This is a genomic window from Leifsonia sp. NPDC058292 (assembly GCF_042880955.1).
Classification (GTDB): Bacteria; Actinomycetota; Actinomycetes; order Actinomycetales; family Microbacteriaceae; genus Leifsonia.
On sequence record NZ_JBHVYL010000001.1, the window covers coordinates 69,034 to 94,879 of the forward strand.

A 25,846-nucleotide genomic window follows, 5' to 3' on the forward strand; every position below is an offset into this window, starting at 1 on the left:
GGTTCCGATATGGAGACGGTCGAACAACGATTCCAGACGCCCGGGCCGCAGCTCCCGCCGTGGGCACTGCCGGATGAACGACTCGTGTCTGTGGAGACCGGGCGCCAAGCGCTCGCACTGCTGGCGGAACGCCTTCGTCGTCCGGAGGGCGGCACTGTTCTGGCGCCGGGATATCTATGCGACAGCATGATCGAGCCGTTCATCTCTCACGGATGGACAGTCGAGGCGTACGCCATGACCGGACAGCTGAGCGTCGATCATCACGATGTCCGCGCACGCGCACGCGCACTCTCACGCACGACACGCGGCCCGGTCGTTGCGCTTCTCGCGCTGTACTTCGGAAGCGAACCCGACGATGACTATCGGGCGCTCGTCGCCGATCTGCAGGCGCAAGACTTGGTCGTGATCGACGATGAGACGCACCGGGTCTTTCGCGCCGGCGGCGCGGGCGCCGACTACTCGATCGCGAGCCTGCGCAAGACACTTCCCCTAGCGGACGGCGCCTACGTGCGAGGCGGCGCCGCTGACGACATCCGGGAACCGCTCGCTGCATATGCCGAACATCCGCGCTGGACCGCGATGGACGACAAGCGCCGACAGCTCGACGGGGAGCCAGACACGGTCGACCCCCGCAGTGCGTTCGCTGCCGCGAACCACGAACTGGAGAAGTCCGACATCCCACGGGCGATCTCCACACGATCCCTCACAGCGATCGAGGTGCTCGACTACGCATCGATGGAGCGGGCGAGACTCGAGAACGCCGGAGTGCTGACGACTCTGATGGGTGATATCGGCATCCCTGTGCTGAATCCGCCCGGCCCCCGGCTGGTGCCGTCTCATCTCGTCATCCGGGTCAAGGATGCGGGAGCGGTGCAAGCGGCTGCGGCCCGGGCCGGCGTGTACTGCCCCATCCACTGGCCTCCGAGCGAGCTCCTCGAAGGCGGCACGGACTGGCCCAGCGACGTGCTCTCGCTGCCGGTGGATCATCGATACGATTCCGGCGACATGCGCCGCATCGCCTCGGTCATCGAGGCGGCCCTCGCATGAGCCGCATCCAGCTCGATCGGCAGCGCGGCGTGAACCCGCCGAGCGTCTATTTCTCGTATGAGTACGGCACGGCCGGGCTCAGTGGCGGCGCGAGCTGGGTGTGCTTGCACGACGAGACAGGCGCGTGGCAGCTGCCGGTCATCCTCGCCCCCATCGGTGAGTCGGGGCGGTACGAGGCGACAAGCCCGTACGGCTACACCGGCATCCGCATCTCCCCTTCGGTGAGCCCGGACGATTCCGTGGCGCTGTGGGCGGAAGCGGTCGAGCGCCTGCGCGAGATCGGCGTCGTCTCCCTCTTTCTGCGCTTCGCGCCTTTCGATCCGGTGTCCGCCGAACGAAGCGGCGTCCTCGACGGCATCGCGCTGCGCCACGCATCCCACACCGTGCTCGTGCCGACGATCGCAGAAGAGCAGGTGTGGTCGGGGATGCGAGGTCGGGCGCGCACGTCGGTGCGCAAGGCGAAAGCGAGCGGCCTCACTGCCCGGTTCGAGGCCGTGCGACCCCACCACGTGGCGCCGGGTTCGCCGTTCCGGCGGCTGTACGCAGAGACGATGGATCGTGTGGGTGCGGCTTCCCATTACCACTTCACCGATGAGTACTTCGAATCGCTCGCCTCGGATCTGTGCGACGAGTTGTACATCGCCAGCGTCGATGACGCCTCGGGCGACACGGTCGCCGCGTCGCTCGTGCTCGCCGACTCGCGCACCATGCACTACCACCTCTCCGGGTCGACACCCGCGGGCGCCCGCGCAGGGGCCAACAACCTCTTGATCTGGCATATCCTCACCTCGGCCATCGCTCACGGCAGGGGCCAGGTGCATCTTGGCGGCGGAGTGACGCCGAACGACAGCCTGTTCGCCTTCAAGTCGGCGTTCGGTGGCGACGTCGTGCCGTTCTTCGTCGGTTCGTCGGTGATCGATCCCGTGGCATACGGCGACCTCGTCCGCTTGCGGGCCGAAGAGCTCGGTACCCCGGCTGCACGACTGCTCGAGAGCGACTACTTTCCGGCCTTCCGCGCGGGCACGGTGTCCGCGTGAGCGCCCAGACCTACCTCGCGGCGCGAGCCGGGGCCGAACGGGTGATCGCGGCCGTGCTGCTCGTGCTGGCCTCTCCGTTCATGGCGGCCGTCGCCGTCGCGATCCGTATACGTATGGGGTCGCCTGTGCTGTTCCGGCAGGCGCGGCTCGGACAGGGCGGGCGGGTGTTCCACATCCTGAAGTTCCGAACGATGGTGAACGATGCTGAGCGGCTCGGCGGCGGCTACTTTCCAGACGAACTGAACCTCGTGCCGCCCCTCGGTCGACTCCTGCGACGGACGAGTCTCGACGAGCTGCCGCAGCTCATCAACATCGTGCGCGGCGAGATGAGCTTCATCGGGCCGCGCCCGGCGCTGCCGAGTCAGGGTGCGCGCTACACGCCACGACAGGCGATGCGACTGGATGTGCCGCAAGGCATCACGGGCCTCGCCCAGGTCGTCTATCGCAACGACGCGCCCTGGTCGAAGCGCATCGAGCTCGACCTGCGCTACGTGGAGAAAGTGAGCGCGAGGGTGGACCTCATGATTCTCATCCGAACGGTGGCGCAGGTCTTCCGCTCGAACGGGGTCGTCGAGGGGCAGTCTGCCACAGAGGTCGATGACTTGGCTCCGGCAGCCGATCGAGAGGAAACACGATGAACGAGACAGCCCCCAGCGTCGCGCTGCGTCCCATCGAACGGGCCGACCTGCCCTTTCTGCAGCGGCTCGCCAACGACCCGCAGGTGCGCGAGAACGTGGTCGGCTGGGATTGGCCGTTATCGCTCGCCGGCCAAGAGGCCTGGTTCGCGGCGAGCCTGGCGAACCACGACACCCGGCGTTTCATCGTCGAGACCGCGGATGGTCGGGCCATCGGTCTCACCGGCCTCTGGGACATCGACTGGAGGAGCCGAACCGCGCTGACCGCGCTCAAGCTCGGTGGCGACGACGAGGTGCGGGGTCGCGGATACGGCACCAGCGCCATCCGGGCACTCATGGACTTCGCCTTCCTGGATGTGGGCCTCAACAGGCTCTACAGCACGATCGTCGCCGGCAACGAGGCGTCGGTCGCGGCATACGTGCGCAACTCCGGCTGGCAGGAGGAGGGGCGGCTGCGGGAACACGCCTGGCGCGGGGGCCGATACGTCGACCTCATCCAGATCGGAATGCTGCGCTCCGACTACGACGCTCTAACTCGCGAACCACGAGGCGGCCGATGAGGGTTCTCATGGTGAGCCAGTACTACAAACCCGAGGGCGCGCACGTCGTCACCGAGCTGGCGGAGTCCCTCGCCGAACGCGGCCACGACGTCACCGTGCTCACTGCCTTTCCGAACTATCCCGAAGGCCGGCTCTTCCCCGGCTATCGGCAGTCGTGGCGGCACGTGGAGCACGACGGCGACGTCACCGTACGGCGGGTTCCCATCGTGATCAGCCATTCGGCCAACCCGATCGGCCGCATCCTCAACTACCTGAGCTTCGCTCTGTCGTCGCTGACCGCGACGGGTCTCGCCCGCCGGGCCGACGTCGTCTACGTGTACGCGACCCAGATGACGGCCGCCGCCGCCCCCTCGATCTGGAGCCGGTTCGGAGGCCCCGCCTACGTGCTGCACGTGCAGGATCTCTGGCCGGAGTCGATCACCGCGTCGGGGATGGTGCCCCGTGGTCTGGTGGCGCGCGTCATCGAGCGCGCTCTTGCCAGGTGGCTGCGCTGGACCTACCGGAACGCTGCGGCGACGATCGCGATCGCACCGACCATGGCGGCGAAACTGTCGGCGCGGGGTGTGCCCAGCGGCCGCGAGCACGTCGTGCTCAACTGGGGCCGGGATGTCAGGGCCGGCCGGCCCGCTTCGCGTCGCCCGCGCGGGAGCGGCGGCACGACCGTGATGTACGCCGGCACGCTCGGCGACCTCCAAGACCTGGAGACGGCAATCCGAGCGGCGAAGGCCGTCTCCGATCTCGACGGCTTCCGTCTCTCCATCGTGGGCGGCGGTCTCGCCGAGGAGCGACTCAAAGCGCTCGCACGCGAGCTGGAGTGCGACAACGTCGAATTCGTGGGGCGCATCCCCGCCGATGAGATGCTTGACGTGTACGAGCGATCCGACTTCCAGCTCGTTCCGCTAAAAGACGTCGAAATCTTCCGGGGCACGATCCCGTCGAAGTTCCAGGCGAGCCTGTCACTCGGCCTGCCCGTTATCACCACGGTGGCGGGCGACCTGACGGAGATCGTCGACGCCAACGGCGTGGGGTTCACAGCCCTTCCCGAGAATCCGGATGCGCTGGCCGAGGCGTTCCGCGCGGCCCACGCGGCCACCGGCGACGAACGCGCCGCTCTGGCCGATCGTGCCAGGGCCTACTACGAGAGCACGATGACACGCGAGACGACAACACGACGCATCGAGTCGATCCTCGAACGATGCGCGAGCAAGGAGAGCCGACGATGACCGGTTACGAAGACAAGCGGATCCTGATCACCGGGGGCACGGGATCGTTCGGGCACACCGTCGCCAAGCGGCTGATCGCCGACGGCGCCCGCGAAGTGCGGATCTTCAGCCGCGACGAAGCCAAGCAGGATCTGATGCGGCACGAGCTGAACGATTCCCGCGCCCGCTTCTACGTGGGCGACGTGCGCGACTACGACAGTGTCGAGCGCGCAACGAAAGACGTGGACTACATCTTCCACGCCGCAGCCCTGAAGCAGGTCCCGTCGTGCGAGTTCTTCCCGATGGAGGCCGTGAAGACGAACGTCATCGGCAGCGAGAACGTCATCCGCGCCGCGGAGCGTTCCGGCGTGCGGTCGGTGGTGTGCCTGAGCACCGACAAGGCCGTGTATCCCGTCAACGCGATGGGAATGAGCAAGGCGATGATGGAGAAGATCGCGCAATCGCACGGCCTCAACAACCCGAACACCGAGACCATCGTCTCGTGCGTGCGCTACGGGAACGTGATGTACTCGCGCGGATCGGTCATCCCGCTCTTCGTGCGTCAGCTGCGCTCCGGTTCACCGCTGACCGTGACCAGCCCGGACATGACGCGGTTCATGATGTCGCTGGCCGACTCGGTCGACCTGGTGAACTTCGCTTTCACCAACGCGGAACAGGGCGATCTGTTCATCCGCAAAGCTCCCGCCTGCACCATCGGCGACCTGGCGCGTGCGGTGGCCAACCTGTTCGGTTCGGATGCGGAGGTCGCCGTGATCGGCACCCGGCACGCCGAGAAGGTGTCGGAGGCGTTGGCCAGCCGCGAAGAGTTGGCCAGGGCGCAAGACATGGGCGACTACTTCCGTATCGCCGCCGACAAGCGCGACCTCAACTACGGCGCGTACTTCGAGGAGGGCGACAAGGGGCAGAACCGGTTCACCGACTACGACTCGCACACGGTCGACAGGCTGAACGTGGAGCAGGTCGAACGACTGCTCCTGACACTCCCCGAACTGCGGGACGAGCTGCGCAACGCCGGTGTCGCCGTCGACGAGCTGCCCGCCCGATGACGACGATCGCGCTCACGGGGGCGAACGGGTTTCTCGGCTGGCACGTGCGGTGCGCCGCACACTCCGCCGGGATGGCCGAGCGTCTCATCGCCGTGGGTGACGCCTACGACTCCGAGCAGGCGGCGAGCGCCGTGAGCGACGCCGACACGGTCATCCATCTCGCCGGCGTCAACCGCGCACCCGATGACGAGATCGTGTCGGGCAACCGGCTGTTCGCCGAACAGCTCGCCTCTGCGGTGCTGTCGGCGGCGACCCCGCCTCGGAGGGTCGTTTTCGCCGACTCCATCCAGTCCGGAAACGGCACGCCTTACGGTGTCGGCAAGCAGCTAGCCGCGGACATCCTGCGCACCGCGGCGGAACGCGTCGGCGCGCAGTTCGATGGCGTGCTTCTGCCGAATCTTTTCGGTGAACACGGCAGGCCTTTCTACAACTCCGTCGTCGCCACGTTCAGTCACCTGCTGGCGGAAGGCGGCGAACCGGAGATCGTGGACGATCGTGAGCTCACCCTTCTGCACGCGCAGAACGCCGCGGACGTGCTGCTCGACGAGTCCGGTGCCGCGCGCATCCCGTCGCTCACCGAGGCCGAGACGGTTTCCGGGCTGCTGCGCAGGCTGAGCGCCATCGCTTCGACCTACGCTGGCGGCGAGATCCCCGACATCGCCGACCCGTTCGACCGTGACCTGTTCAACACGTACCGTGCGTCGGCGTTTCTCGCCTCGCCGGCCCACCGATCCACGCGCAACGCCGACGCACGCGGCTCGTTCTTCGAGATCGTGCGGTCGCACGGCGGCCCTGGCCAGAGCTCGTTCTCCACGACGGTTTCCGGCATCTCCCGCGGCGACCATTACCACCGTCGCAAGGTGGAGCGCTTCACCGTCCTCTCCGGCGAGGCGACCATCTCTCTGCGCAGGATGTTCACCGCCGAACGCGTCGATCTCCCTGTCTCCGGCGCAGAACCTGCGAGCATCGACATGCCGACGATGTGGGCCCACTCGATCACCAACGTCGGCGAATCCGACCTGTACACGGCATTCTGGACGAACGAACTGTTCGACCCGGCCCACCCTGACACGATTGCGGAGCGCGTATGACCGACCAGACCCGTCTGAAGGTGCTCACCGTCGTCGGCACCCGGCCGGAGATCATCCGTCTCGCCGCGACGATCAAACGCCTCGATCAGACCACCGACCACGTGCTCGTGCACACGGGCCAGAACTACGACTACGAGCTCAACGAGGTGTTCTTCGAAGATCTCGGCCTGCGGCGACCCGACCACTTCCTCGAAGCCGACACCAGCTCTCTCGGCGCCGTGCTCGGATCGGTGCTCACCAAGACCGAGGCAGTGTTGCGCGACGAGAAGCCCGACGCCATGGTCGTTCTCGGTGACACGAACAGCTGCATCTCGGCTCTCATGGCGCGGCGGATGAAGATCCCGGTGTACCACATGGAGGCCGGCAACCGGAGCTTCGACGAGAACGTGCCGGAGGAGGTCAACCGCCGCATGGTCGACCACGTCTCCGACTACAACCTGGTCTACACGGAGCACGCCCGGCGCAACCTGCTCGCCGAAGGCATCCATCCGTCGCGCATCCTGCTCACCGGTTCGCCCATGCGCGAAGTGCTGGAGGCCAACGCGGAGGCCATCGCCGCGAGCGACGTCGTCGAACGCCAGCAGTTCACCCCCGGCGGCTACTTTCTGGTCAGCCTGCACCGGGAGGAGAACGTCGACAACCCCGAGCGTCTCGCATCGGTGCTGGATGCGCTCGGCCGCCTCTCCGACGAATACGACCTGCCGGTGCTGGTCTCCACGCACCCGCGCACGCGCAACCGGCTGGAGGCGCAACCCGATGAGCTCAAGTCCAAACTGCGCTTCCACCCCCCGTTCGGTTTCAACGACTACGTGAAACTGCAGCAGTCGGCGAGGCTGGTGCTCTCCGACAGCGGCACCATCAGCGAAGAGTCGAGCATCCTCGGTTTCCCTGCCGTCACCCTGCGCGACGCCATCGAGCGCCCGGAAGCGCTGGACGCGGGCGCGATCGTGACCGCTGGGGTGACCCCCCGGTCCGTGCTCGCGGCGGCGCGACTGGTGCTCGGCCAGTTCGATGAGGGCGTGCGAGCCCGTACGCCCGCCGAATACGACATCGACGATTGCTCTGTGCGCGCGGTGGACTTCATCCACTCGACGGTCTTCACCCACCACGCCCGCGTCGGTCAGCGGATGCCTTCCGATGAGCGGTAGCGCTCTGCTGCACGTCGCGAACCTGGTGTCGGCGTTGCTCCCCCAAACCAGAGGCTTCGGCGTGCGCCGGCGCCTGTACCGCTCGGCGAAGATCTCGGTCGCGCCCGGTGCACGCATCAACGGCGGCGTGGTCTTCCAATACCCGAATGTCTCGGTCGGGGAAGGGACGTGGGTGGGCCGCAGGTCGGAGTTCGCGGCCTCCCCCCGCGCGAGCATCACCATCGGGGCGCAGTGTGACATCTCCCAAGACGTGCTGTTCGTGACCGGTTCGCACGAGACCGGTACGGCGGAGAAGCGTGCCGGCGCGGGCACCAACCTGCCCATCCTGGTGGGAGACGGATGCTGGATCGGTGCCCGAGCGCTCATCCTCGGAGGCACTACCATCGGCGCGGGATCGATCGTTGCGGCCGGAGCCGTTGTCCGCGGTGAGTTTCCGCCTAACGTGCTCCTCGCCGGCGTGCCCGCCAAAATCATCAAACAGCTCGACGAGGGCGGCGAGGTCGCAGGCAGTGGCTGATTCGACGCGAGCCATCGTGGGTGCAGGCGCCGCCGTGGCGTCTGCCCGCGTCTTCTCGCTCGTCTGCGCCGCTGTTCAGCTTCCGCTTCTGACGAATCTGCTGACCCCGGCCGAATACTCACTCGTCGCCGTGGCGATCGCCCTCTCGACCTACTTCAGCCTGGTGGCGGCCGAGCCGAACATCCTCGCCTTCCAGCGTTTCCCGGGGGAACGGTCCGACCGCCGCAACTATCGCTACGCGCTCACCCGTACATCCCTGCTGCTCGCCGGCGTAGGAGTGGTCACCGTCGGCGTGGCCCTCGGCTTCGGCCAGTGGAAGATCGCACTGGCGATCGTCGGCTGGGGGTGCGGCATCGCGGTCAGCCGGCTCGTCTCGACAGCGTGGCTGATGTGGGCAGAGCCCTGGCGCTATTCGATCAACCTCATGCTCGCGACGGGCGTGCGCACCGCAGGCCTCGTCGTCCTGATCGTCGTCGGCACCGACGGCGTCATCGCGCTGGCCGCCGCCGGAATGGCCTCCGCGATCGCCGCGCTCGTGCTCAGCCCCAAGGTCCTCGGAGTGAGGGCGCTGGCTCAGGCGCCGTGGCCGTGGCGGTTCGGTGTGCACCTCGCCGTCGCTTCGCTGGCGGTGACCGTGCTCACGAACTCGGCCCTCGTCATGCTTCCCGCGTTCGTCTCCAACTCCGACGTCGGACGTTTCGCAGCGATGACGCAAGTGGCCACCCTGACCTGCGGCGCCGTTCTCGGGTTGGCGTTGACCGTCGCATACCCCGCCCTCCGACGGCTCTGGGACGCCGACGAGGTCGACGCGACCATCGCCCGGCTCGACTGGCTCACCGAAGCCTGCCTGGTGACCGCGCTCGCCGCCATCGCGGTCTTCACCGTCGGCGACTATTGGGTCATCCACGTCGTGATCGGCCCGGGTTACGTCGACGGCGCGATCATTCCGGCCCTCACCATCAGTACGGCCTTCGCATCGATGGGTCAGCTTTCCGGTTGGTTCCACCAGTTCCGCTTCGAGGCGGCGCTCGTGGGAAGAAGAACGTGGGCGAGCGCGATCGTCGGTGTGGTCGCGACCGCGATCGGCGCGTGGGCATACGGCACCACTGGCGCGGCGGTGGGTGTGGCGCTGGGCTTCTTGACCTACTACCTCGTGCTGCGCTGGCGCACGCCGATCTCCACCGGGATGACCGCCGTGGCGTGCTTGGTCTTCGTCATCGCTGTCGTCGCGGCCGCCTTGCCGAGCGCGATCGTCTCCCTCGTCGTCGGTCTGGCCGCGGCCGTGCTCGCCGTCGGTCTCGGAGCCCATCTCGCCTGGAGGATCCGTGCACAGCGAAGCTGACATCGTCTTCTGGCAGAACTCGCTCTCAGCCCACCAGGCACCCCTGATGCGATCGCTGAGCGGCGCACTGGGCAAACGCGTACTACTCGTCAGCCTGGCCGGTGCCTCGGACACCCGGCGCGAGATCGGATGGGACGATGTGGACTACGGTGCGGCGGATGTGGTCGTCACCGACGATCCGGCCGAACGCACCCGCATCATCGAGCAGACGCGCGGCGCGGTCGCCCATGTCTTCTCCGGCATCGGCGCCTATCCTCTGGTGGACGCCGCACGAACCGCGCTCGCGAGCGGCCGGCTGCACCCTCACGTCGCAGTTCTCACGGAGTCGTGGGACACCCGCGGCATCGCCGGCCTGGCCCGGCGTGTGCGTGCACAGCGCACCGTCAGCCGGGAAGCGAAGACGGTCGACACTTTCTTCACCATCGGGCGACAGGCGCGTGAACAGTTCGCGCGAATGGGTATCGACGCCAACCGGATCGCGCCGTTCGGATACGCGGTCGACGATCACGATTCCCCTGAGAGCGCGTCCGACCGCGTCGAACTCGTCTTCGCCGGCGACCTGACCGAATGGAAGAACCCTGACCTGATCGTCGACGCGCTTCGAGGCCTGACGGCAGACGAATGGCGGCTGACCATGATCGGCGATGGTCCGTTGCGCCAGACGCTCGAAACCTCGGTGAACGCCTCGGAGTTGCGTGGCCGCGTTCGCTTCGTCGGGAAGATCGCGCACGATGAGACCCGGGATCTCATCGCCGGCAGTGACGCGTTGATCCTGCCGAGCACATACGACGGCTGGGGTGCCGTCGTCGGGGAGGCGTTGATGTCGGGCACGCCTGCTCTGGTGAGCGACGCCGCAGGCGCGAGCGACCTCGTCGTCGGCGCGCTGCAGGGCGCGGTGTTCGGCTCGCGCGACGCGGCCGGATTGCGAAACGCCTTGACCAGCAGAACGAGCGAGAAGCTCAGTGCGAAAGCCCGCGCCGAGCTCAAGCACTGGGCCGCCAAAGCGATCTCGGCCGATGCGTTCGCGGCGTATATGCTGAGTCGCTTGGAGGGTCGCGTCCAGGTCAACGCGCCCTGGCGGTCTGGAGGCGAGCATGGCTGAAACCAGGCGCTCCCGATCGCTCCGCGATGCGGTCTGGGTCGGCGCGGCAGCTGTCGTGACCATCGTGGCCAGCCTGCTGGCCAGTTCGGGATACGTGTGGCTTCCGCTGACCGCTTTCGCTGTGTTCGCCCTGCTGATCCTCCTCACCAATCACCTCGTGCGCACGATGATCCTCACCGCCGCCGGATGCATCAGCATCATCGCCGCGTCTGGCGTCTTCATACCGGATGATTCGTCTACGCTCTCGATCGTTCTCCGGGTCGTCGGCGCGATCTTCATGATCGCCGGGATGCTGCAGGCTCGATCTCACGGGTTCGTCGCGTCGCCCGCACAGCACCGCCTCGTGATCCAGGTGCTGCTCACGCTGGTCATCCCCATCGGCCTGTACATCGCGCTCGCGACCGTTCCTCACTCCATGTGGGACCCGCTGTTCTCGTACACGATCGGTCTCGGGTTGATGTGTGCGGTGATCCTCGCGAGCGGGCCCCAACTTCCGAGCGGCACGCTCAGCCAGGCCATCATCGTCGCGCTGACGGTGACCGTCGGCCTTTCGATCGTCTGCGGCGTGGTTATCCCGGAGCTCGCCATCGAACAGGCACGACTCCGTGGAGTGGTGAACAACGCCAACCTGCTCGGTTTCTACGCCTTCCTGCTCGGGGTGGTTGCCCTCCTCGTGGTCAAGAAGCCCGCGTGGCGGGTCGCCCTTTTCGGTATGTCCGGGTTGGCGTTGCTCTGGACTGGAAGCAGGGCCAGCGGGTTGGCCCTGGCCGTCACCGTCGCGGTCTTCATGTTCCTCAAGGGGAAGGCAACGGGCCTGTTCGTCGCCTCCGGGCTCGCGCTCGTCGCGGTGTGCATCGGCCTCGTCTGGCCGAGTTTCTTCGATCTCTTCAGCACCATCACGCGGAACAACAATTCCCGCGGCGGCTCGTGGGACGTGGCCATCGAGGCGCTCCGGCTGAGCCCGTTGACCGGCGTCGGGTTGGGCAACGAGTCATCGATCATCGCCAGCAGCCCGCTCAGAGCTGCCGCGAATGCCGGGTATCCGGGATTGATCGTGATCGGAATCCTCTGGATCGCCATTCTCGTCCTGACCGCGCGAATCGGAGTGCGAACCTTTGCGTTCGGCCTGGCCGCCGTCGTCCACAGTTGTTTCGAGGGCTGGCTGCTCTCCCCCGTCGGACCGATGGTGCTCGTCTTCGCCCTCACCCTGTGCGTGGTCGCGAACCGTGAACTGGAGATCAAGGCGCGCGCGGCCGAGTCGAACGAAGGTCTCACTGCGCCACCCCGACCGAATCCACTGATCTCCTCTGCCCAGAAAAGGCCCCTCCCAGCGTGATGAAAGTCCTGATCTTCGCTCCGACGTATCCACCGGCGGTGCGCGGCGGTGGCCCGACGCGGTCTCTCGAGGCACTCGTCGCCACCGCGCCGGCGACCGTGTCGACGCGTGTCATCGCGTGGGACAGCGACCTCGACGGCGAGCCCCTGGCCGTCGAGCGGGATGTGTGGCTCGGCAATGCGACGAGAGGAGTGCGCTTCGTTTCGGTGCGACCGATCGGCCGCCTGATAGCGAGCTACACCTGGATGCGCTCCGCCCGTCCGGACGCGCTCTATTTCAACAGTTTCTTCAATTTCCCGTTCTCTATCCTGCCGCAGCTCCTCGTCCGGTTCGGCCAGTGGAGGGGTGCCGTGCGGGTGCTCGCGCCGCGCGGCGAGTTCGGCGCCGGAGCCCTGCAGCGCCGCTCGGCCAAGAAGCGGGTCTTCCTCGCCGTCTTCCGCGCGCTCGGACTGCACCGACGACTGGTGTGGCACGCGACCTCCGAGCAGGAGGCGGAAGACATCCGGCGCCTCTGGGGAACGAACGCGGAGGTGCTCGTGCGCCCGGTCGACACCCTGCTGTCCGCGGTCGCGCTGAGGCTCCAGCATCCCAACAGTGTTCCGACCTTCGCGTTTCTTGGCCGCATCGTCGAACACAAAGGTCTCGCGATCGTGCTGCGCGCGCTCGCGTCGATCGACGACGACATCGCCCTCGACGTGTACGGGTCGGAAGAAGACCAGGCCTACACGACGGAGTGCCGAGCGCTGGCCGACGCGCTGCCCGGCAATATCCGGGTCCGCTTCCTGGGTCTGCTGCCCAACCCGCAGGTCCGCGCGACGCTGAGCGGATACGACGCTCTGCTCATGCCGACCGCGGGCGAAAATTTCGGCCACGCCATCGCGGAGTCCCTGTCGGCCGGGTGCCCGGTGGTCGCCACCCCATACACGCCGTGGACGACGGTGCTCGCGGAAGGCGGAGGACGCGTGGTGGCCGATCGCGCCGTCGAATCGTGGCGTCGAGAACTCCAGGTGCTCGCAGGCGCCGATACGGATGCGCGGCTGCAGAACAGGTCCGACGCGGCCGACGCCTACGACCGGTGGCGCGCGACCCCGCGGCCGGGGCACCTGTTCGACACCATCCGCGACCGGATCGGCGCGGCACGCCACCGCCCGGACGAGCGCTGACCGAAACCGGCTCTCAAAGCCTTTCGACGTTGTCGGCCGGCTCCAGGCACGCCCTGGTGTCGAGCACGAGGAGGTCCGAGCCGACGAGCGGCGAGAGGTCGACGTCGTCATGGTCGGTCAGCACCACGGCGAGATCCGTTCGCTCGACCGCGGATGCGAGCGACGCGACGCGCTCCACGCCCGCCGGCCAGCGCACATCCTCGACGTGCGAATCGATGCCCACGATCTCGGCTCCGTACTCCTGCAGGAGTTCGACGAGCCTCAGCGAGGGCGCCTCGCGGGTGTCACCGGTGTTCTTCTTGTAGGCAAGGCCGATCAGCGCCACCCGCGAACCGTGGATCGCCTTGGCCTTGCGGTTCAGCAGACTCATCGCCCGCTGCACGACATAGTCGGGCATGTGGTCGTTGACGTCGTTCGCGAGCTCGACGAACCGGAAGTTCTGACCGAGCTTGCGGCGCACCTGCCACGAGAGGTAACTCGGGTCGACGGGTAGGCAGTGCCCACCCACTCCCGGGCCGGGGGTGAACTTCATGAAACCGAACGGCTTGGTCGACGCCGCCTCGATGGACTCCCACACGTTCACGCCCAGCTGGTGAGCGAAGATGGCCAGCTCATTGACCAGCGCGATGTTGACGTGCCGGAAGGTGTTCTCGAGCAGCTTCGTCAGCTCGGCCTCCTTCGGCGAGCCCACCGGGACGGTCTGATCGACGAGGCTGTCGTAGAACGCGCGGACGCGCTCCAACGAGGCCGCGTTCACACCCGACACGACCTTCGGCGTGGTGACGAACGTCCAGGTGGGGTTGCCCGGGTCGATGCGCTCGGGACTGTAGCCGACGTGGAAATCGACGCCGGCGGTAAGGCCCGAACCCTTCTCGAGGAGGGGGACCATGAGTTCTTCGGTGGTGCCGGGATACGTCGTGGACTCCAGCACCACCGTGGCGCCGGGCTTCAGCAGCGCCGCCAGCGACTTCGACGACTCCTCGATGAAGGTCAGATCAGGAAGGCTCTCCCGCAGTGGCGTGGGAACGGTGATCACCGCGACATCGAACGCGTCGGCGTGCGCGTAGTCGGTGGTCGGGAGATAGCGGCCGCCGGCGAGCGCATCCGCCAGCACCTCGTGCGGGATGTCATCGACGTAGGAGACGCCTTGCTCCAGGCTCGCGACGCGATCGACGTCGACATCCACACCGACCACGTCGTAGCCGACCTCCACCGCCCGCATCGCGGCCGGAAGCCCGACGTACCCTTGGCCGACGATGACTACTTTGCCTGTGGCACTTTGCATTGTTCCTCATCCGTGCGCCGCAGGAATTCCCTCGCCCCGCGTTATGAGAAACCTACCAAAGTCCGCAGACCGCACCTGCCAGGTTCCAGCGCGTGCGCGAGGCGGCCGTGACTCCCCAGACTGTTCTGTTTGAATGTCCGAATGGCTTACGACACCGCACCCCGGCGCTCGCGACGCGCGGCCTCGGCGCCACGGAAGCGGCTGGCCTCGCGGTGGTGGTTCTGGCTGATCGTCGCGATCGTGGTGGTGGCGGTTTTCGTGGTCGCCTGGGTGGGCATCCGGGGTTTGCTGGCGAAACAGCAACTCGAGCGGGCGATGCCGCTGGTCACCACGCTGAAGACTCAGGTGCTCGCGCAAGACGCTGCCGGCGCCAAAGCGACGCTGGCGAAGATCGAGCCGAAGGTCGCGGATGCGCGATCCCTCACGAGCGACCCGGTGTGGCGCGCGGCCGAGATCATCCCGGGGCTCGGCGCGAACCTCCGGGTGACCCGGGTGGTGGCGCAGCAGACCGACGCCGTGGTCGACGGCGCGATCACACCGCTGGTCGAGGTGAGTGGTTCCCTGTCGTTGGAGGCCCTCAAGCCGAAGAACGGGGCGATCGACGTCGCACCGCTGGCCAAGCTGACAGCGCCGGTCGACAAGGCGTCGGCATCCGTCGACACCGCACTGTCGACTCTGAAACGCCTCGACACGGCCGGTGCGATCGGTCAGGTGGTGAGCGCCAAGACGAAGCTCGAGACCATGCTCACCCCGATCGCCGGCCAGCTGAACGGCGCCAAGTCGCTGCTGCAGATCGTACCGGGAGTGCTCGGGGCCGACGGCCCCCGCAACTACCTCTTGGTGTTCCAGAACAACGGCGAACTGATGGCCGGCGGCGGCACCGTCGGGTCGATGGCCATCCTGCACGTCGAGAACGGCACCATCCAGCTGGTCGAGCAGTCGTCGGCCGCTCCCGCCGAGTTCCCGATGTTCGACAGCGCCGTCACGCCCATCCCGGAGGATGTCGCCCAGCTCTACCCGAACAGCCTCGGCCGGTACGTGCAGAACCTGACAGAGACGCCGCGCTTCTCCCTGTCATTCGACATCGCGAAGGCGATGTGGAAGCAGGCGAAGAACATCGACATCGACGGGATGATCTCCATCGACACCGTCGCGTTGGCCCAGTTCCTCGATGTGACCGGGCCCGTGCAATTGCCCGATGGGTCGAGCCTCGACAGCAAGAACGCGGTGAGGATGCTGCTGGTCGGCTTCTACGAGACGTACACCGCCGAGCAGGTCGACACGATCAACCAGGCGCTCACCCAGGCCGTCTTCGGCAAACTGCTCGCCGGGGATGTCGATCCCAAGAAGCTGGCGTCGTTCGTCGCAAGCGCATCGGCACAGCATCGCATTCTGCTGTGGAGCAACGACGATGCCGAGCAGAAGGCCATCAGGCAGTCGGCGTTCTACGGCGCTCCGCCGGTGAGCTCGGCCACCACCGACGCGTTCGGGGTGTACTTCCGCGATGTCACGCCATCCAAGATGGCGCTCTACCTCAAACAGAGCGTCGATCTCGCTCAAGCATCGTGCACGGCCGACGGCAAGACCGATGTGCGCGTGACCGTGACGCTCACCAACGGCGCCCCGGCCGGTGTGCAACTCCCCAGCTATGTGACGGGCAAGGAGAACAACATCCGCCTCCGCGTCAACACCTACGCGCCGCCCGGCTTCACGGTCGCCGGCGCCACGGTGAGCAACGACCCGGCGGCGCCCCAGATCGGCACCGACGGCGAGTATCCGGTGGTGCAGAGCGTGGTGAACATCCTCCCCGGCGAGACGCAGACGGTCACGTTCGACCTGATCGCCGACCACGCGGATGCTCGGGCTCTCACGGCCCGCGTCACCCCCGCGGTCTCGACGACGACCATCACCCAGGGCGCCCTCGACTGCGGAACCTGGAAGAGCAAGTAGACGGGTGATGAGCGACCCCTTCGGCGAAGTGCCGGTTCTGCCGACCGTGGTCTCCCTTGGTGTGGTGCTCTTCGGTCTGCTGTTGTGGCGTCTGCACGCGAAGCGCCGGCTCTCCGGGCCGCGCGCCGCGCTGGCGGCGCTCCTCTCCGTCTATGCTGCCGGCATCGTGAGCAACACGCTCTTCCCGATCTTCCTCCGCCCGGCGCGCGGGGAGGGACTGTGGACTCCGTCTGTGGCCCTCATTCCGTTCTTCGACTATGAAGTCGAGGACGCCGTCACCAACGTGCTGGTGTTCCTGCCGCTCGGGATGCTCATCCCGCTGCTGCTCGCACGACCGTCGTGGTGGAAAGTCCTCTCGGCGGCGGTGGCGACCAGCCTCGCGATCGAACTCGCCCAGCTCGCAGCTCAGGGCTTGTTCGCGGGCGGTCACGTCGCCGACGTCAACGATCTCATCTTCAACACTGTCGGTGGAGCACTGGGCTACGGCCTGTTCCTCCTCCTCGCGCGGATGCGATGGTCCGCGCCCCTCGTCGACCGCTTCCGCTGGACGGCGCCCGCCCAACCGAGCTAGACGAGGTACGCGGCCGGGCGAGCCTCTCGTGCGCCGCTCGCCCGGCCTGCCACCGTCACGCCTGTCGGCGCCTGCGTCGCAAGGCCACCAGGATCGCACCGGCGGCGAGCAGCAGCACCGCGAGGGCCGCGCCGGCCGTCAGCAGGGTCGCATCGCTTCCCGTCCAGGCCAGTCCGTCGCCGGTCGTATGACCGGCACCGGGAGCGGAACCCGGTCCCGAACCGGATCCCGTCCCGGTGCCGGGGCCTGTGCCCGGTGTCCCCCCGCCCGGGTTCGCCGAAGCGATCCGGACAGCCGCGGATGCGACCGTGGCCGCGCCCTCGAGGGCGACGACGGTGTGCGCACCGGCGACCGTGTCTGAGGGGATGGTGGCGGACAACGAGAAGGCGCCGGCCTGGTCGGTGGTGACCGTGCCGAGTCGGGCAGGAACGGAATGGAGCTCGACCGTCAAGGCGGTGCCGGGGTCGAATCCGGTGCCGTCGATGACGATCTTGCCGCCGACCACCAGCGCGCCGGTGACGTGAAGGCTCGGCGCCGGGCGCGCGGCGAGACCGTCGATGGCTCCCTTCAGCGCCGTCGCGCGGGCGCCGATGTCGGCCTGCGTCGCCCCGGCCGCCTTCAGCGTCTCCTTCGCGGCTTCGAGGGCCGGTAGCAACGGCGCCCAGCTCGCGGGCGTGAACCGCGTGCTGTCCAAACCGTTCGCGCGGTCGACGAGCGCTTGAAGAGCGCTCTTGTCGACGGCGACGGTGACCGGGCAGCGCACGAACTCGTCGCCGTTCCCGTGCGCGACCAGGATGGACGTGGCGCCGGATTCGCCCGCCCGGAGGTCGACCGCGATGTTCCCGCTCGCGTCGGTGCGAGGCGATCCGACCACGCTCGCGATGCCAGGGTCGAGCGCGTTCGCCGAGTAGGTGTCTCCGCCGTCGACGGGCGTGATCGTGGCCGTCAGGGTCGCGGTGCCTGCGTGCTCCACCGTCACCGGAGCCGAGCAGGCCAGACTGTATCCGCCGTACAGCTCGAACTCCCAGATGTTCAGACCGTACTTGGTCGCCGGCGAGCCGATCACGCGCACGTAGCGCACCTCAGCCGCGGGGAAGTCGGTCGTGTCGCGCCGGTGGTCGGCCGTGCCCGTGTTCTGCACGTGGGCCAGGGGCACCCAATCCGTTCCGTTCACGGAGCCTTCCAGCTGGTAGTCGGTCGAATTGCCCGACTCCCATTCCACGACCGCCTGGGAGACCGAACGCTTCGCGCCGAGATCGACCTGCAGCCAGTCGCGGTTCGTGTAGGGCGCCGTTCCGGTGGGCCGGGGCGAAGACCACTTGGTGGTCTTGAACCCGTCGGTGGCCATCGGAGCCTGCACGTTGGCCAGGTTGTTGTAGACGCCGTCCGCCGTGGTGGGCTTGCCGAGCGCGAGGTTGACTCGCCCGTTCGCCGTCGGCGCGGCTGCGATGGCACCGTCGCCGAACACCTCGAACTCCCACACCGAGGCGCCGTAGGAGGTGAGTGCCCGCTTCACGGTCTGCATCCGCACGTAGCGACCCGTGGCATTGACGGTGATCAGATCGGTGCCTCCGTCGCTCCCGGCGGTCGGGGTCACGTACGCATCGCGCCAGGTGTTCCCGTCATCCGAGACCTGGATCTTGTACTGGCTCGCGTACGACGCCTCCCACCAGAGGCGCACGGCTCCGACCTTCCGCACACTGCCGAGGTCGACCTGCAGCCAGGAACTGTCGGGCTTGCCGGCCTTGTCACCGATCCATCGTGTGGTCATGTTGCCGTCGGTCGCGCTACCGGGGCTCGCTCCGTCGGAGGCCGTCGTGGGCGCGCCGAGGGCGAGGTTCACGCTCGCCACTGCGGCGAACTCCCGGATGGTGAACATCCCCGCGCCCGGACCGTCCAGCGGCAGGATGCGCACGAAGTTCGCCGCAGTGGCCGGGAAGTCGACGTGCTCGTGGCCGCCCTTGCCGTTCTGGACGAGCTTCTGGTCGGTCCACGTGCTTCCGTCCATGGAGGTCTGGAGCAGGTACCGCGAGGCGTACTCTGCGCCCCAGTCGATGTCGGCGCCGGTCGCGAACGAGCCGGCCGTCAGCCGCTGACGCAGCCACGGACCCTGGCCCGCCGACTGCCAGGCGGTGGCCTGGTCGGCGTCGCCGGCAAGCGCGGCCCCGTGGCCGGCCGCCGAACCGCTCGCGGTGTAGGCCGAGCCGTCCGAGTCGTCTGCCGCCAGCGGCTCCGTCACCGTCTTGCCGAGGTTCGCGCCCGTTCCGAGCACGAACGTTCCGTGCGAGGTGGTCGCTCCCCCGCTCAGGGTCACATCCACCAGGATGCCGGGCTGGCTGGGGTTGGACAGGCTCACCACGGGAGACCCGGAGCTCTCGTCGAGCATCACGATGCTCGGCTTGCTGACGGTGAGCGTGCGGCCGTCGCCCATCTCGAGCGAACCGGCCTGGTAGAACGTCGCCATCGTGCGCTTGAGTCCCGGATGCGTGACCGCCTGCACCGCTGTGTCATTGCGCAGGATCTTCACACCCGGGCTCTTCGCGTACGCCTTCGTCTCGGCGGACGACGCGGCGGGCAGCACGATGTACTCGTAGCCCGCCTTGCTGGGCGCGACACCGTGATCGAAGTACAGGGTGAAGGCGTCGTGGCTCTCCGGCTGGTCGCCGTAGTAGCTGCCCGTCTGCGTCTTGTCCGAGACGGTCACCGACTGTCCGGAGGGGAAGACATACCCGACCTTGTCGTTGTAAGCCCACGACGGGTCATCGACGACTCGGCCGTCGGTGCCGGCGGCGACCTTCTTCCCGTCGACCGTCGCGTTGCCCATCGCCGCGACCTGGTTGACGGTCGTGTGGATGGGAGCGGCCGATGTCGACTGGATGCCCGACCCCAGCGCCACCATCTCGTCGTCGAAGTAGTAGTAGCTCTTCTGCGCCTGTGTGCCGACGCGGTCGAGGCTCTCGACGCTCGCGCCGTACATCCCGTCGGAGACTCCACCGGTGAAGGCGCCGCCGTTGGACGAGCGGCCGTTCGTTCCGAGCGTGGTCTCCTTCACGTACGGCACGGTGGTGCCGGGGTAGTGGAACCAGTCGAACGCCGGGCCGACGGCCGTGTACTCCTTGTTGGTCACCTGGATGGCCGTGGTGCCCGTGCGGTTCCAGACGACCTCGTTGCCCACGTCTTTGCGGATGGTCGACCGGTACTCGCTGCCGACGGTGCGGTTCGAGTTGAGGCCGGTCACGATCCCGTAGTCCGCTCGCTGGTGGGAGGAGAACTCGGAGCGCCAGAAGTACTTGTCGCCGACCTCCCCGTTGCTGGGCGTCGAGCCGCGGATGTTGTCGGCCAGCTCACGGTAGTCCGTCGCATAGAGGGGGTCGGTGCGTGCCATCCGGTCGAGCGGATCGAGGAACACGGCGGCGTAGCTGGTCACACCGTCGACGGTCGTCGCCGGGCGGTACAGCAGGTAGAGCATCTCGATCTCGCCGCGGATCAGCCACCGGGTGCCGTCGATGATGTAGAAGGCGATCGTGTCGAGCTGGGCCCTGGTGAAGGCCAGGCTGGTGCCGCGGGCGGCGTCGGCCCACATCGCCACCATGGTGAAGAGCGCCATGCCGTAGCCCTCGCTGTACAGCTGGGCTCCGTGCGCCCAGAACGTCGCGTCCGGCTGAACGGCCTCCTGAACAGTTCCGGAGTCGTCGACGGCGACGGTCTGCACCATCGTCGCGAAGCCGGCCGCGATCTGGTCGGCGTCACGCGTGGCGATCGCTTTGTAGAGATAGTCGGAGGTGCGCCACGCGCCGTTCGCGCCGGCCGGGTCGAGTTTGCCCTGGTTGTGCTTGATGGCGAGAGCGGCGGCATCCGGGCTCAGCGCGTCGCCGAGGAAGATCGAGATGCGACCCATGGCGATCGACTCGCCGATCTCGGTCTCCCACCAGTTCGTGTTGCCCGGGTTCACCTGGTCCCAGTACGCGAGCGCACGTTCCTCGGCGGCGATCAGGCGCGCATCCTGGTACCCCTTCGCGGTCTTGTCGCGGTACGCCTGGGCGATGGCGACCATCCGGTAAAGCGCCTTGTAGGCGTCCCAGGTCTTGCCGTTCGCCGAGCTCGTCGTGTCCTGGTAGTTCACGTCCGACCAGGAACCATCGGCCTTCTGGGAGGTGACGTAGTCGAGCGCGTCGGAGGTCTGCGCGAGATAGATGCCGTTCGCGATCTGCACCTCGTCGCCCTGGCTGAGGTAGTAGTCCTGCAGCCGGGTCACGATCGTGGCGACATCGGTCTTCAGGTCGGCCGCCTGCGCGGGTGCGGACAGACCGACCGCCGTCAGCACGGCGACGACGAGCACGGCGACGGCCGCCGACAGGCGCGAGCGCCGGACGAGTGAGCGACGTGGAGCGTTCGGTTCTTCGGGGTGACGCATCATTGCGCAGAACTCCTTGTTCGTTTCGGGTGTGTCAGCAGGTGCGGACGAGGCGGGCGACCGAGATCCGGGTGTCGGCCGCGCCGTAGAAGACGAAGTGCTCATCGCCGATCTTCTCGATCGCCGTGGGGAACAGCACATTGGCCACCGTTCCCGCTGTCTCATCCTCTGTCTCGGGTTCCATCAGCGGCTCGCTCGAGCGGGCGATCACGCGTGACGGGTCGCCGGCGTCGAGCAGCATCGCGCCCACGACGTAGCGCACGGTGAACGCCTGCGGCACGAACGACCCCCCGGGCAGCGACCCTGTGACGCCGTGGTGCAGCAGCAGCCAGCCCTCCGGTACACGCAGCGGGGCGGGGCCCGCGCCGATCTTCAGCGCCTCCCAGTCGAACTCGGGAGCGGCGACGAGACGGTGACCGCCTGGCCGAGTGAGCGCGGTGAGGTCATGAACGGCGTCGTCGACGGGAACGTAGGAGATCCAGATGCTGGCCCGCGGGTCGGTCACGCCCGCGGGCAGCGGCGGCTGCTCGTCGGGGCGCACGAAGCCGAAGTCGTACATCGGCCGATGCAGCATGGCGAAGCTGGGACGACCCTTCGGATCGGGGACGACCTCGGGGAAGAAGACCACGTCTTTGTTCGGGAAGAGGTTGAGGTCGGTGTCGAGCGAGTCGTCGTAGCCGAACTGGACCGGGCCGAGCCGGCGCCAGCTCGCGCCGTCGGTCGAGACGGCGAGCGCGGGTTTCGGTCCGAGCGGGCCGAAGGCCACGTACGACATGACGTGGATGCCGAGGTCTTTCAGCGGCGTGATGCGCGGGTCTTCGACGCCGCCGTGATCGGTTCCGTGCTCCCACCCGCGCTCCGCCTCCAGGGCGATCTCCAGCCCGTCGACTCCCGACGGCACGCCATCCGTCACCACGATCCGTGCGCGGCCGATGCGCGAGACGTTGCGCTCCGCCACCATCCGGGGGAACAGGTGCACGGTGCCGTCGGCGCTCTGGACGGTCGCGGGGTTCAGCACACCCTCGACCTGACGGGAGTCGGCCGGGTCGGGCTCCATGACGATACCGAGGCGCTCCAGGGCGTACGGAATGGCGACGGCGGTGGCGCTGGCGGAGATGGTGGTGGACACGAGGCCTCTCTTGCTGATGGTGGATGAGCGGGAACGGATGGTCAGCCCTTGACGGCGCCGACGACTCCGTTCACCAGGTAGCGCTGGATGAAGATGTAGCCGACGATCAGCGGTGCCGCAACGATGAAGGTCGCGGCGGCCAGCAGCGGCCACTGGTTGCCGTACGTTCCCTTGAAGGCGTAGAGCCCGACGGTGACCGGGAACTTGGTCGGGTCGGCGAGGAGCACCGTCGCGAGGATGATCTCGTTCCAGATCCACACCGCCTGCAGGATGAACACGGTCACGAGCGCGGGCCGCGCCAGCGGCAGGATGAACGTGAAAAGGTAGCGCCAGTAGCCCACCCCGTCCATCGCGGCGGCCTCGTCCAACTCGCGCGGGATCGAGCGCACGAACCCGCTCAGCAGCAGCGGGCCGACGCCCACACCGACACCGACCAGCAGGATGTAGCCGAGCTGGGTGTCGTACAGGCCGAGGCGCAGCAGCAACTGGAACTGGGTGATCAGGGCGTTCGGCAGGAACAGCACGAGCACGAAGACGATGGACCAGTATTTGGAGCCGCGCACGTAACCGCGCGCGACCGGGAACGACAGCACCAGTGTGAGCAGGGTGCCGATGGCCGATCCCACGGCCGTGTAGATCACGCTGTTCAGGATGTAGGAGCCGAAGTCGCCCTTCTCCCACGCTGTGAGGAAGTTGCCCCACTGCGGGTCGGACACCAGGCCGACGGGGTTCGCCACGAACTCCGCCTGCGATTTCAGTGCGGTGTTGAGCAGGTAGAGCAGCGGGAACAGGAAGACGATCATCAGGATGAGCGCGCACACGTATGCACCGATCGGCATACGGCGTCGACGGCGCCGTACCGTGGTCTCGCGGGGGCGTTCCGGCGCCGTCGGCAGCGGCTCGGGGCTGGTGGTCGTGGTGGTGCTGGCGGTCGCGGTCACAGTTTCGCCTCTCGTCGGCGCAGGATGGTCAGGGCGATGATCGAGACGACCGCCACCAGCACGAACTGCACCATCGAGACCGCGGACGCATAACCCTGCGACTGCGACAGCGTCGTGCCGGAGGCGCCTCCGAAGCCCTGCACATAGACGAGCAGCGACAGCACCTGGGTGGAGCGGTTGTTGGGGCCGCTGAGCACGTAGATCAGCTGGTAGCTCTGCAGCGCGTTGACGATGCCGAGCAGCACGTTCGCCGTGATCGACGGCGCCAGCAGCGGCACGGTGACGCTGCGGAACCGTTGCCACGCGCTCGCCCCGTCGATCTCCGCCGCCTCGTGCAACTCCTCGGGAACGGCCTGGAGCCCCGACAGGAAGATGATGACCGAGACGCCGAGCACCATCCACACCTGCACCACGATCACAAGAGTCAGCGCGAGGTGCGGGTCGCCGAAGAAGGCGGACTTGCCGCCGAAGAGGTCGAGCAGGGATGCGGCCGGGCCGCCGCTGACGTTGAAGATCAGCGACCAGACGAGCCCGGTCACGGTGACGCCCAGGATCGTGGGCATGAACACCACGGCGCGGTAGAAGTTGCGGCCCTTCAGCCGGCGGTTCAGCAGCACGGCGATGGCCAGCGCGACGACGATCTGCACCACGGTGCTCGCCACGGCGAAGATGATCGTGTTCCTCAGCGCGTTCGCGCTGTCCGCCCATTTGGCGGGCGAGAAGAAGTCGACGTAGTTCTGCACGCCGACGAAGTTGATCGGAAGGCCGGGGAGGCCCCGGAGGTCGGTGAAGGATGCGACCAGCACGCCGATCGCCGGAGCGAAACCGAAGATGCCGAGCAGCAGCATCCCGAGCCCGAAGGTGATCCGCACGGGTGTTCTGCGGGGGAAGGGGAACGATTCAGTCATGTGTCTCTCGACTCTCGAGAGGGTGGCCCGCGGGGAGCGGACCACCCTGCTCGGCAGGGTCAACCGGCCGCCGACCATGCCTTCTGAGCGGCCTCGGCGGCCTGCTCAGGCGTGGCGGAACCGAGCGGGTTCAGGGCCGGGTAGTTGAACGGGAAGACCGCATCCTGACCGGCCTTGTTGTTGGCGAACCAGACCTGGTCCCAGGCCGGTTCGTACGACTTCGTGTAGTCGCCGATCGACTGGAGGAACTCGCTGGCCGAGACGCCGGGCTGAGCGGATGAGAAGCCCGACTTCTGCAGGAACACCTCGTAGTTCTTCGTGTCGGAGAAGAACTTCAGCCAGGCCAGTGCCGCCGTCTTGTTCTTCGCCGAGGTCGGGACGGCGAGCTGGAGCTCCGTCTTGCCGTTGAGCAGGGCGTTGTCGGCCGCGTCGTCCGACCCCGGGAAGGGGAAGTATCCGTAGTCGAACGATTGGGCGACGGCCGCGTCGAGGGTCGGCTGGTCCCAGGTGCCGTCGACGGTCATCGCGAAGTCGCCGGCGGCGAAGCCCGCGGGGATCGAGGCATAGTCGGCGCCCGCTGCGCCCTGCTGCGAGTTCTGGAGCACGTACTCGGTCTGCTGCAGCACCTTGACCTCGGTCGGGTCGGTGAGCTTCGCCTTGTTCGTCCAGAGCTCCTTCGCCAGCTTCTGCTTGTCGGCGACCGTGGGGTAGAGCGACGCCGCGGAAGCGAGCATCGGGAGGCCGGCGGGCCAGCTGTCCTTGCCGCCCATGCCGAACGGCGTGACACCCTTGGCCTTGAGAGCGTCGACGACGGCGGTGAATTCGCCCCAGGTTGTGGGGATCTTCAGGCCGTTGTCGGCGAAGATCTTCTTGTTGTAGAAGACGCCCGTGTAGTAGCTGACGCCGGTCGGCACCGCGTACTGCTTGCCGCCGATGGCCTGCGAGTCGAGCAGGCTCGGCGTGTACTTCTTGAGGAACGGCTCGTCGGTGAGATCGACCAGAGCGCCCGCTTTCGCCAGCCGGGCGTCGTCGGTGGCGGCGTCTTTCGCGTACGACGGCGTCTCCATCAGGCCTTTCACCACGAACAGGTCGAGGTTTCCTGCGGTCAGCCGCGACGACTTGGTGGCCGGGTAGTTGTCGTTCGAGACCGTCGAGAAGACCACATCGACCTTCGGGTACCGCTTCTCGAACGCGTCGTTGACCGCGCGGAAGCCGGCATCGGTGGCGTCGCTGCTCGAGACGAGGATCTGGAGCTTTCCGCTGGGCTCTCCGCCGCCCGTGTCGCCGCTGCCACTGGAGCAGGCCGCCAGCCCACCGATCGTGGCCGCGGCGACGAAGCCGGCGATGATCCGCCGGCCGAGTGTCGTGCCGAGCAACCTCTTCGTCGCCATGTGTTTTCTC

General features: G+C 67.5%; 21 protein-coding genes. 15 read left to right on the forward strand and 6 right to left on the reverse strand.

Features of this window, described 5'->3' with window-relative positions:
* Positions 1 to 9: 9 nt before the first annotated feature.
* Genes ACFVWR_RS00345 through ACFVWR_RS00405 form a run of 13 tightly spaced genes read left to right on the forward strand, consistent with a single transcriptional unit; the run spans position 10 to position 13,247 of the window.
* Positions 10 to 1,047 (forward strand): hypothetical protein, encoded by a 1,038-nt coding sequence (locus ACFVWR_RS00345; RefSeq protein ID WP_387207045.1) that lies wholly within the window; start codon positions 10 to 12, stop codon positions 1,045 to 1,047.
* A complete protein-coding gene (locus tag ACFVWR_RS00350; RefSeq protein WP_387207046.1) occupies positions 1,044 to 2,084 on the forward strand; it encodes a GNAT family N-acetyltransferase in 1,041 nt (346 codons plus the stop codon). Before ACFVWR_RS00345 ends, ACFVWR_RS00350 begins: the two co-directional genes overlap by 4 nt.
* Positions 2,081 to 2,722, forward strand: coding sequence for a sugar transferase (locus ACFVWR_RS00355; RefSeq protein WP_387207047.1), 642 nt, complete (start codon positions 2,081 to 2,083; stop codon positions 2,720 to 2,722). The genes ACFVWR_RS00350 and ACFVWR_RS00355 overlap by 4 nt, the downstream gene beginning before the upstream one ends.
* The gene (locus ACFVWR_RS00360; protein ID WP_387207049.1) at positions 2,719 to 3,279 is read left to right on the forward strand and encodes a GNAT family N-acetyltransferase; all 561 of its coding nucleotides are present in this window, start codon (positions 2,719 to 2,721) and stop codon (positions 3,277 to 3,279) included. Before ACFVWR_RS00355 ends, ACFVWR_RS00360 begins: the two co-directional genes overlap by 4 nt.
* Entirely contained in the window at positions 3,276 to 4,502 is a 1,227-nt protein-coding gene (locus tag ACFVWR_RS00365) for a glycosyltransferase family 4 protein (RefSeq protein WP_387207050.1), read from the forward strand. Before ACFVWR_RS00360 ends, ACFVWR_RS00365 begins: the two co-directional genes overlap by 4 nt.
* A complete protein-coding gene (locus tag ACFVWR_RS00370) occupies positions 4,499 to 5,548 on the forward strand; it encodes an SDR family NAD(P)-dependent oxidoreductase (RefSeq protein WP_387207051.1) in 1,050 nt (349 codons plus the stop codon). The genes ACFVWR_RS00365 and ACFVWR_RS00370 overlap by 4 nt, the downstream gene beginning before the upstream one ends.
* Complete coding sequence (locus ACFVWR_RS00375; RefSeq protein ID WP_387207052.1) at positions 5,545 to 6,639, forward strand: NAD-dependent epimerase/dehydratase family protein; 1,095 nt, start codon at positions 5,545 to 5,547, stop codon at positions 6,637 to 6,639. The genes ACFVWR_RS00370 and ACFVWR_RS00375 overlap by 4 nt, the downstream gene beginning before the upstream one ends.
* On the forward strand, positions 6,636 to 7,787 hold the full coding sequence (gene wecB, locus ACFVWR_RS00380) for a non-hydrolyzing UDP-N-acetylglucosamine 2-epimerase (protein ID WP_387207053.1): 1,152 nt from the start codon (positions 6,636 to 6,638) through the stop codon (positions 7,785 to 7,787). The genes ACFVWR_RS00375 and wecB overlap by 4 nt, the downstream gene beginning before the upstream one ends.
* Positions 7,777 to 8,304, forward strand: coding sequence for an acyltransferase (locus ACFVWR_RS00385; protein ID WP_387207054.1), 528 nt, complete (start codon positions 7,777 to 7,779; stop codon positions 8,302 to 8,304). The genes wecB and ACFVWR_RS00385 overlap by 11 nt, the downstream gene beginning before the upstream one ends.
* Entirely contained in the window at positions 8,297 to 9,646 is a 1,350-nt protein-coding gene (locus ACFVWR_RS00390) for a lipopolysaccharide biosynthesis protein (RefSeq protein WP_387207056.1), read from the forward strand. Before ACFVWR_RS00385 ends, ACFVWR_RS00390 begins: the two co-directional genes overlap by 8 nt.
* On the forward strand, positions 9,630 to 10,748 hold the full coding sequence (locus tag ACFVWR_RS00395; RefSeq protein ID WP_387207057.1) for a glycosyltransferase family 4 protein: 1,119 nt from the start codon (positions 9,630 to 9,632) through the stop codon (positions 10,746 to 10,748). The genes ACFVWR_RS00390 and ACFVWR_RS00395 overlap by 17 nt, the downstream gene beginning before the upstream one ends.
* Entirely contained in the window at positions 10,741 to 12,084 is a 1,344-nt protein-coding gene (locus ACFVWR_RS00400; RefSeq protein WP_387207058.1) for an O-antigen ligase family protein, read from the forward strand. The genes ACFVWR_RS00395 and ACFVWR_RS00400 overlap by 8 nt, the downstream gene beginning before the upstream one ends.
* The gene (locus ACFVWR_RS00405; protein WP_387207059.1) at positions 12,084 to 13,247 is read left to right on the forward strand and encodes a glycosyltransferase; all 1,164 of its coding nucleotides are present in this window, start codon (positions 12,084 to 12,086) and stop codon (positions 13,245 to 13,247) included. The genes ACFVWR_RS00400 and ACFVWR_RS00405 overlap by 1 nt, the downstream gene beginning before the upstream one ends.
* Positions 13,248 to 13,260: 13 nt before the next feature.
* Here the strand turns inward: ACFVWR_RS00405 and ACFVWR_RS00410 are convergent, their stop codons facing one another.
* Positions 13,261 to 14,532, reverse strand: coding sequence for a nucleotide sugar dehydrogenase (locus tag ACFVWR_RS00410; RefSeq protein ID WP_387207060.1), 1,272 nt, complete (start codon positions 14,530 to 14,532; stop codon positions 13,261 to 13,263).
* Between the two features lie 141 nt (positions 14,533 to 14,673).
* Here ACFVWR_RS00410 and ACFVWR_RS00415 point away from each other — a divergent pair, with 141 nt between their 5' ends.
* Complete coding sequence (locus tag ACFVWR_RS00415; protein WP_387207061.1) at positions 14,674 to 16,482, forward strand: DUF4012 domain-containing protein; 1,809 nt, start codon at positions 14,674 to 14,676, stop codon at positions 16,480 to 16,482.
* Positions 16,483 to 16,489: 7 nt separating this feature from the next.
* On the forward strand, positions 16,490 to 17,053 hold the full coding sequence (locus tag ACFVWR_RS00420; RefSeq protein ID WP_387207063.1) for a VanZ family protein: 564 nt from the start codon (positions 16,490 to 16,492) through the stop codon (positions 17,051 to 17,053).
* 55 nt (positions 17,054 to 17,108) lie between these two features.
* Here ACFVWR_RS00420 and ACFVWR_RS00425 read toward each other — a convergent pair whose 3' ends face one another.
* From ACFVWR_RS00425 to ACFVWR_RS00445, 5 genes are read right to left on the reverse strand one after another with little or no spacing between them, the layout of a single operon-like run.
* Positions 17,109 to 21,470 (reverse strand): polysaccharide lyase family 8 super-sandwich domain-containing protein, encoded by a 4,362-nt coding sequence (locus tag ACFVWR_RS00425; protein WP_387207064.1) that lies wholly within the window; start codon positions 21,468 to 21,470, stop codon positions 17,109 to 17,111.
* Between the two features lie 31 nt (positions 21,471 to 21,501).
* Entirely contained in the window at positions 21,502 to 22,596 is a 1,095-nt protein-coding gene (locus ACFVWR_RS00430; RefSeq protein ID WP_387207065.1) for a glycosidase, read from the reverse strand.
* A gap of 41 nt (positions 22,597 to 22,637) precedes the next feature.
* The gene (locus ACFVWR_RS00435; RefSeq protein ID WP_387207066.1) at positions 22,638 to 23,537 is read right to left on the reverse strand and encodes a carbohydrate ABC transporter permease; all 900 of its coding nucleotides are present in this window, start codon (positions 23,535 to 23,537) and stop codon (positions 22,638 to 22,640) included.
* The gene (locus ACFVWR_RS00440; protein ID WP_387207067.1) at positions 23,534 to 24,445 is read right to left on the reverse strand and encodes a carbohydrate ABC transporter permease; all 912 of its coding nucleotides are present in this window, start codon (positions 24,443 to 24,445) and stop codon (positions 23,534 to 23,536) included. The genes ACFVWR_RS00435 and ACFVWR_RS00440 overlap by 4 nt, the downstream gene beginning before the upstream one ends.
* A 59-nt stretch (positions 24,446 to 24,504) precedes the next feature.
* Positions 24,505 to 25,836: an ABC transporter substrate-binding protein gene (locus ACFVWR_RS00445; protein WP_387207068.1), complete on the reverse strand. Its 1,332-nt coding sequence runs from the start codon at positions 25,834 to 25,836 to the stop codon at positions 24,505 to 24,507.
* Between the last annotated feature and the right edge of the window lie 10 nt (positions 25,837 to 25,846).

What these genes read in the sequence shown, in the direction of transcription:
- ACFVWR_RS00350 (WP_387207046.1), top strand. Translation starts at nt 1,044, where the DNA reads ATGAGCCGCATCCAGCTCGATCGGCAGCGCGGCGTGAACCCGCCGAGC.
- ACFVWR_RS00440 (WP_387207067.1), bottom strand. Translation starts at nt 24,445, where the DNA reads ATGACTGAATCGTTCCCCTTCCCCCGCAGAACACCCGTGCGGATCACC.
- ACFVWR_RS00385 (WP_387207054.1), top strand. Translation starts at nt 7,777, where the DNA reads ATGAGCGGTAGCGCTCTGCTGCACGTCGCGAACCTGGTGTCGGCGTTG.
- ACFVWR_RS00375 (WP_387207052.1), top strand. Translation starts at nt 5,545, where the DNA reads ATGACGACGATCGCGCTCACGGGGGCGAACGGGTTTCTCGGCTGGCAC.
- wecB (WP_387207053.1), top strand. Translation starts at nt 6,636, where the DNA reads ATGACCGACCAGACCCGTCTGAAGGTGCTCACCGTCGTCGGCACCCGG.
- ACFVWR_RS00410 (WP_387207060.1), bottom strand. Translation starts at nt 14,532, where the DNA reads ATGCAAAGTGCCACAGGCAAAGTAGTCATCGTCGGCCAAGGGTACGTC.
- ACFVWR_RS00425 (WP_387207064.1), bottom strand. Translation starts at nt 21,470, where the DNA reads ATGATGCGTCACCCCGAAGAACCGAACGCTCCACGTCGCTCACTCGTC.
- ACFVWR_RS00400 (WP_387207058.1), top strand. Translation starts at nt 10,741, where the DNA reads ATGGCTGAAACCAGGCGCTCCCGATCGCTCCGCGATGCGGTCTGGGTC.
- ACFVWR_RS00415 (WP_387207061.1), top strand. Translation starts at nt 14,674, where the DNA reads ATGGCTTACGACACCGCACCCCGGCGCTCGCGACGCGCGGCCTCGGCG.
- ACFVWR_RS00445 (WP_387207068.1), bottom strand. Translation starts at nt 25,836, where the DNA reads ATGGCGACGAAGAGGTTGCTCGGCACGACACTCGGCCGGCGGATCATC.
- ACFVWR_RS00420 (WP_387207063.1), top strand. Translation starts at nt 16,490, where the DNA reads ATGAGCGACCCCTTCGGCGAAGTGCCGGTTCTGCCGACCGTGGTCTCC.
- ACFVWR_RS00405 (WP_387207059.1), top strand. Translation starts at nt 12,084, where the DNA reads ATGAAAGTCCTGATCTTCGCTCCGACGTATCCACCGGCGGTGCGCGGC.
- ACFVWR_RS00345 (WP_387207045.1), top strand. Translation starts at nt 10, where the DNA reads ATGGAGACGGTCGAACAACGATTCCAGACGCCCGGGCCGCAGCTCCCG.
- ACFVWR_RS00365 (WP_387207050.1), top strand. Translation starts at nt 3,276, where the DNA reads ATGAGGGTTCTCATGGTGAGCCAGTACTACAAACCCGAGGGCGCGCAC.
- ACFVWR_RS00370 (WP_387207051.1), top strand. Translation starts at nt 4,499, where the DNA reads ATGACCGGTTACGAAGACAAGCGGATCCTGATCACCGGGGGCACGGGA.
- ACFVWR_RS00360 (WP_387207049.1), top strand. Translation starts at nt 2,719, where the DNA reads ATGAACGAGACAGCCCCCAGCGTCGCGCTGCGTCCCATCGAACGGGCC.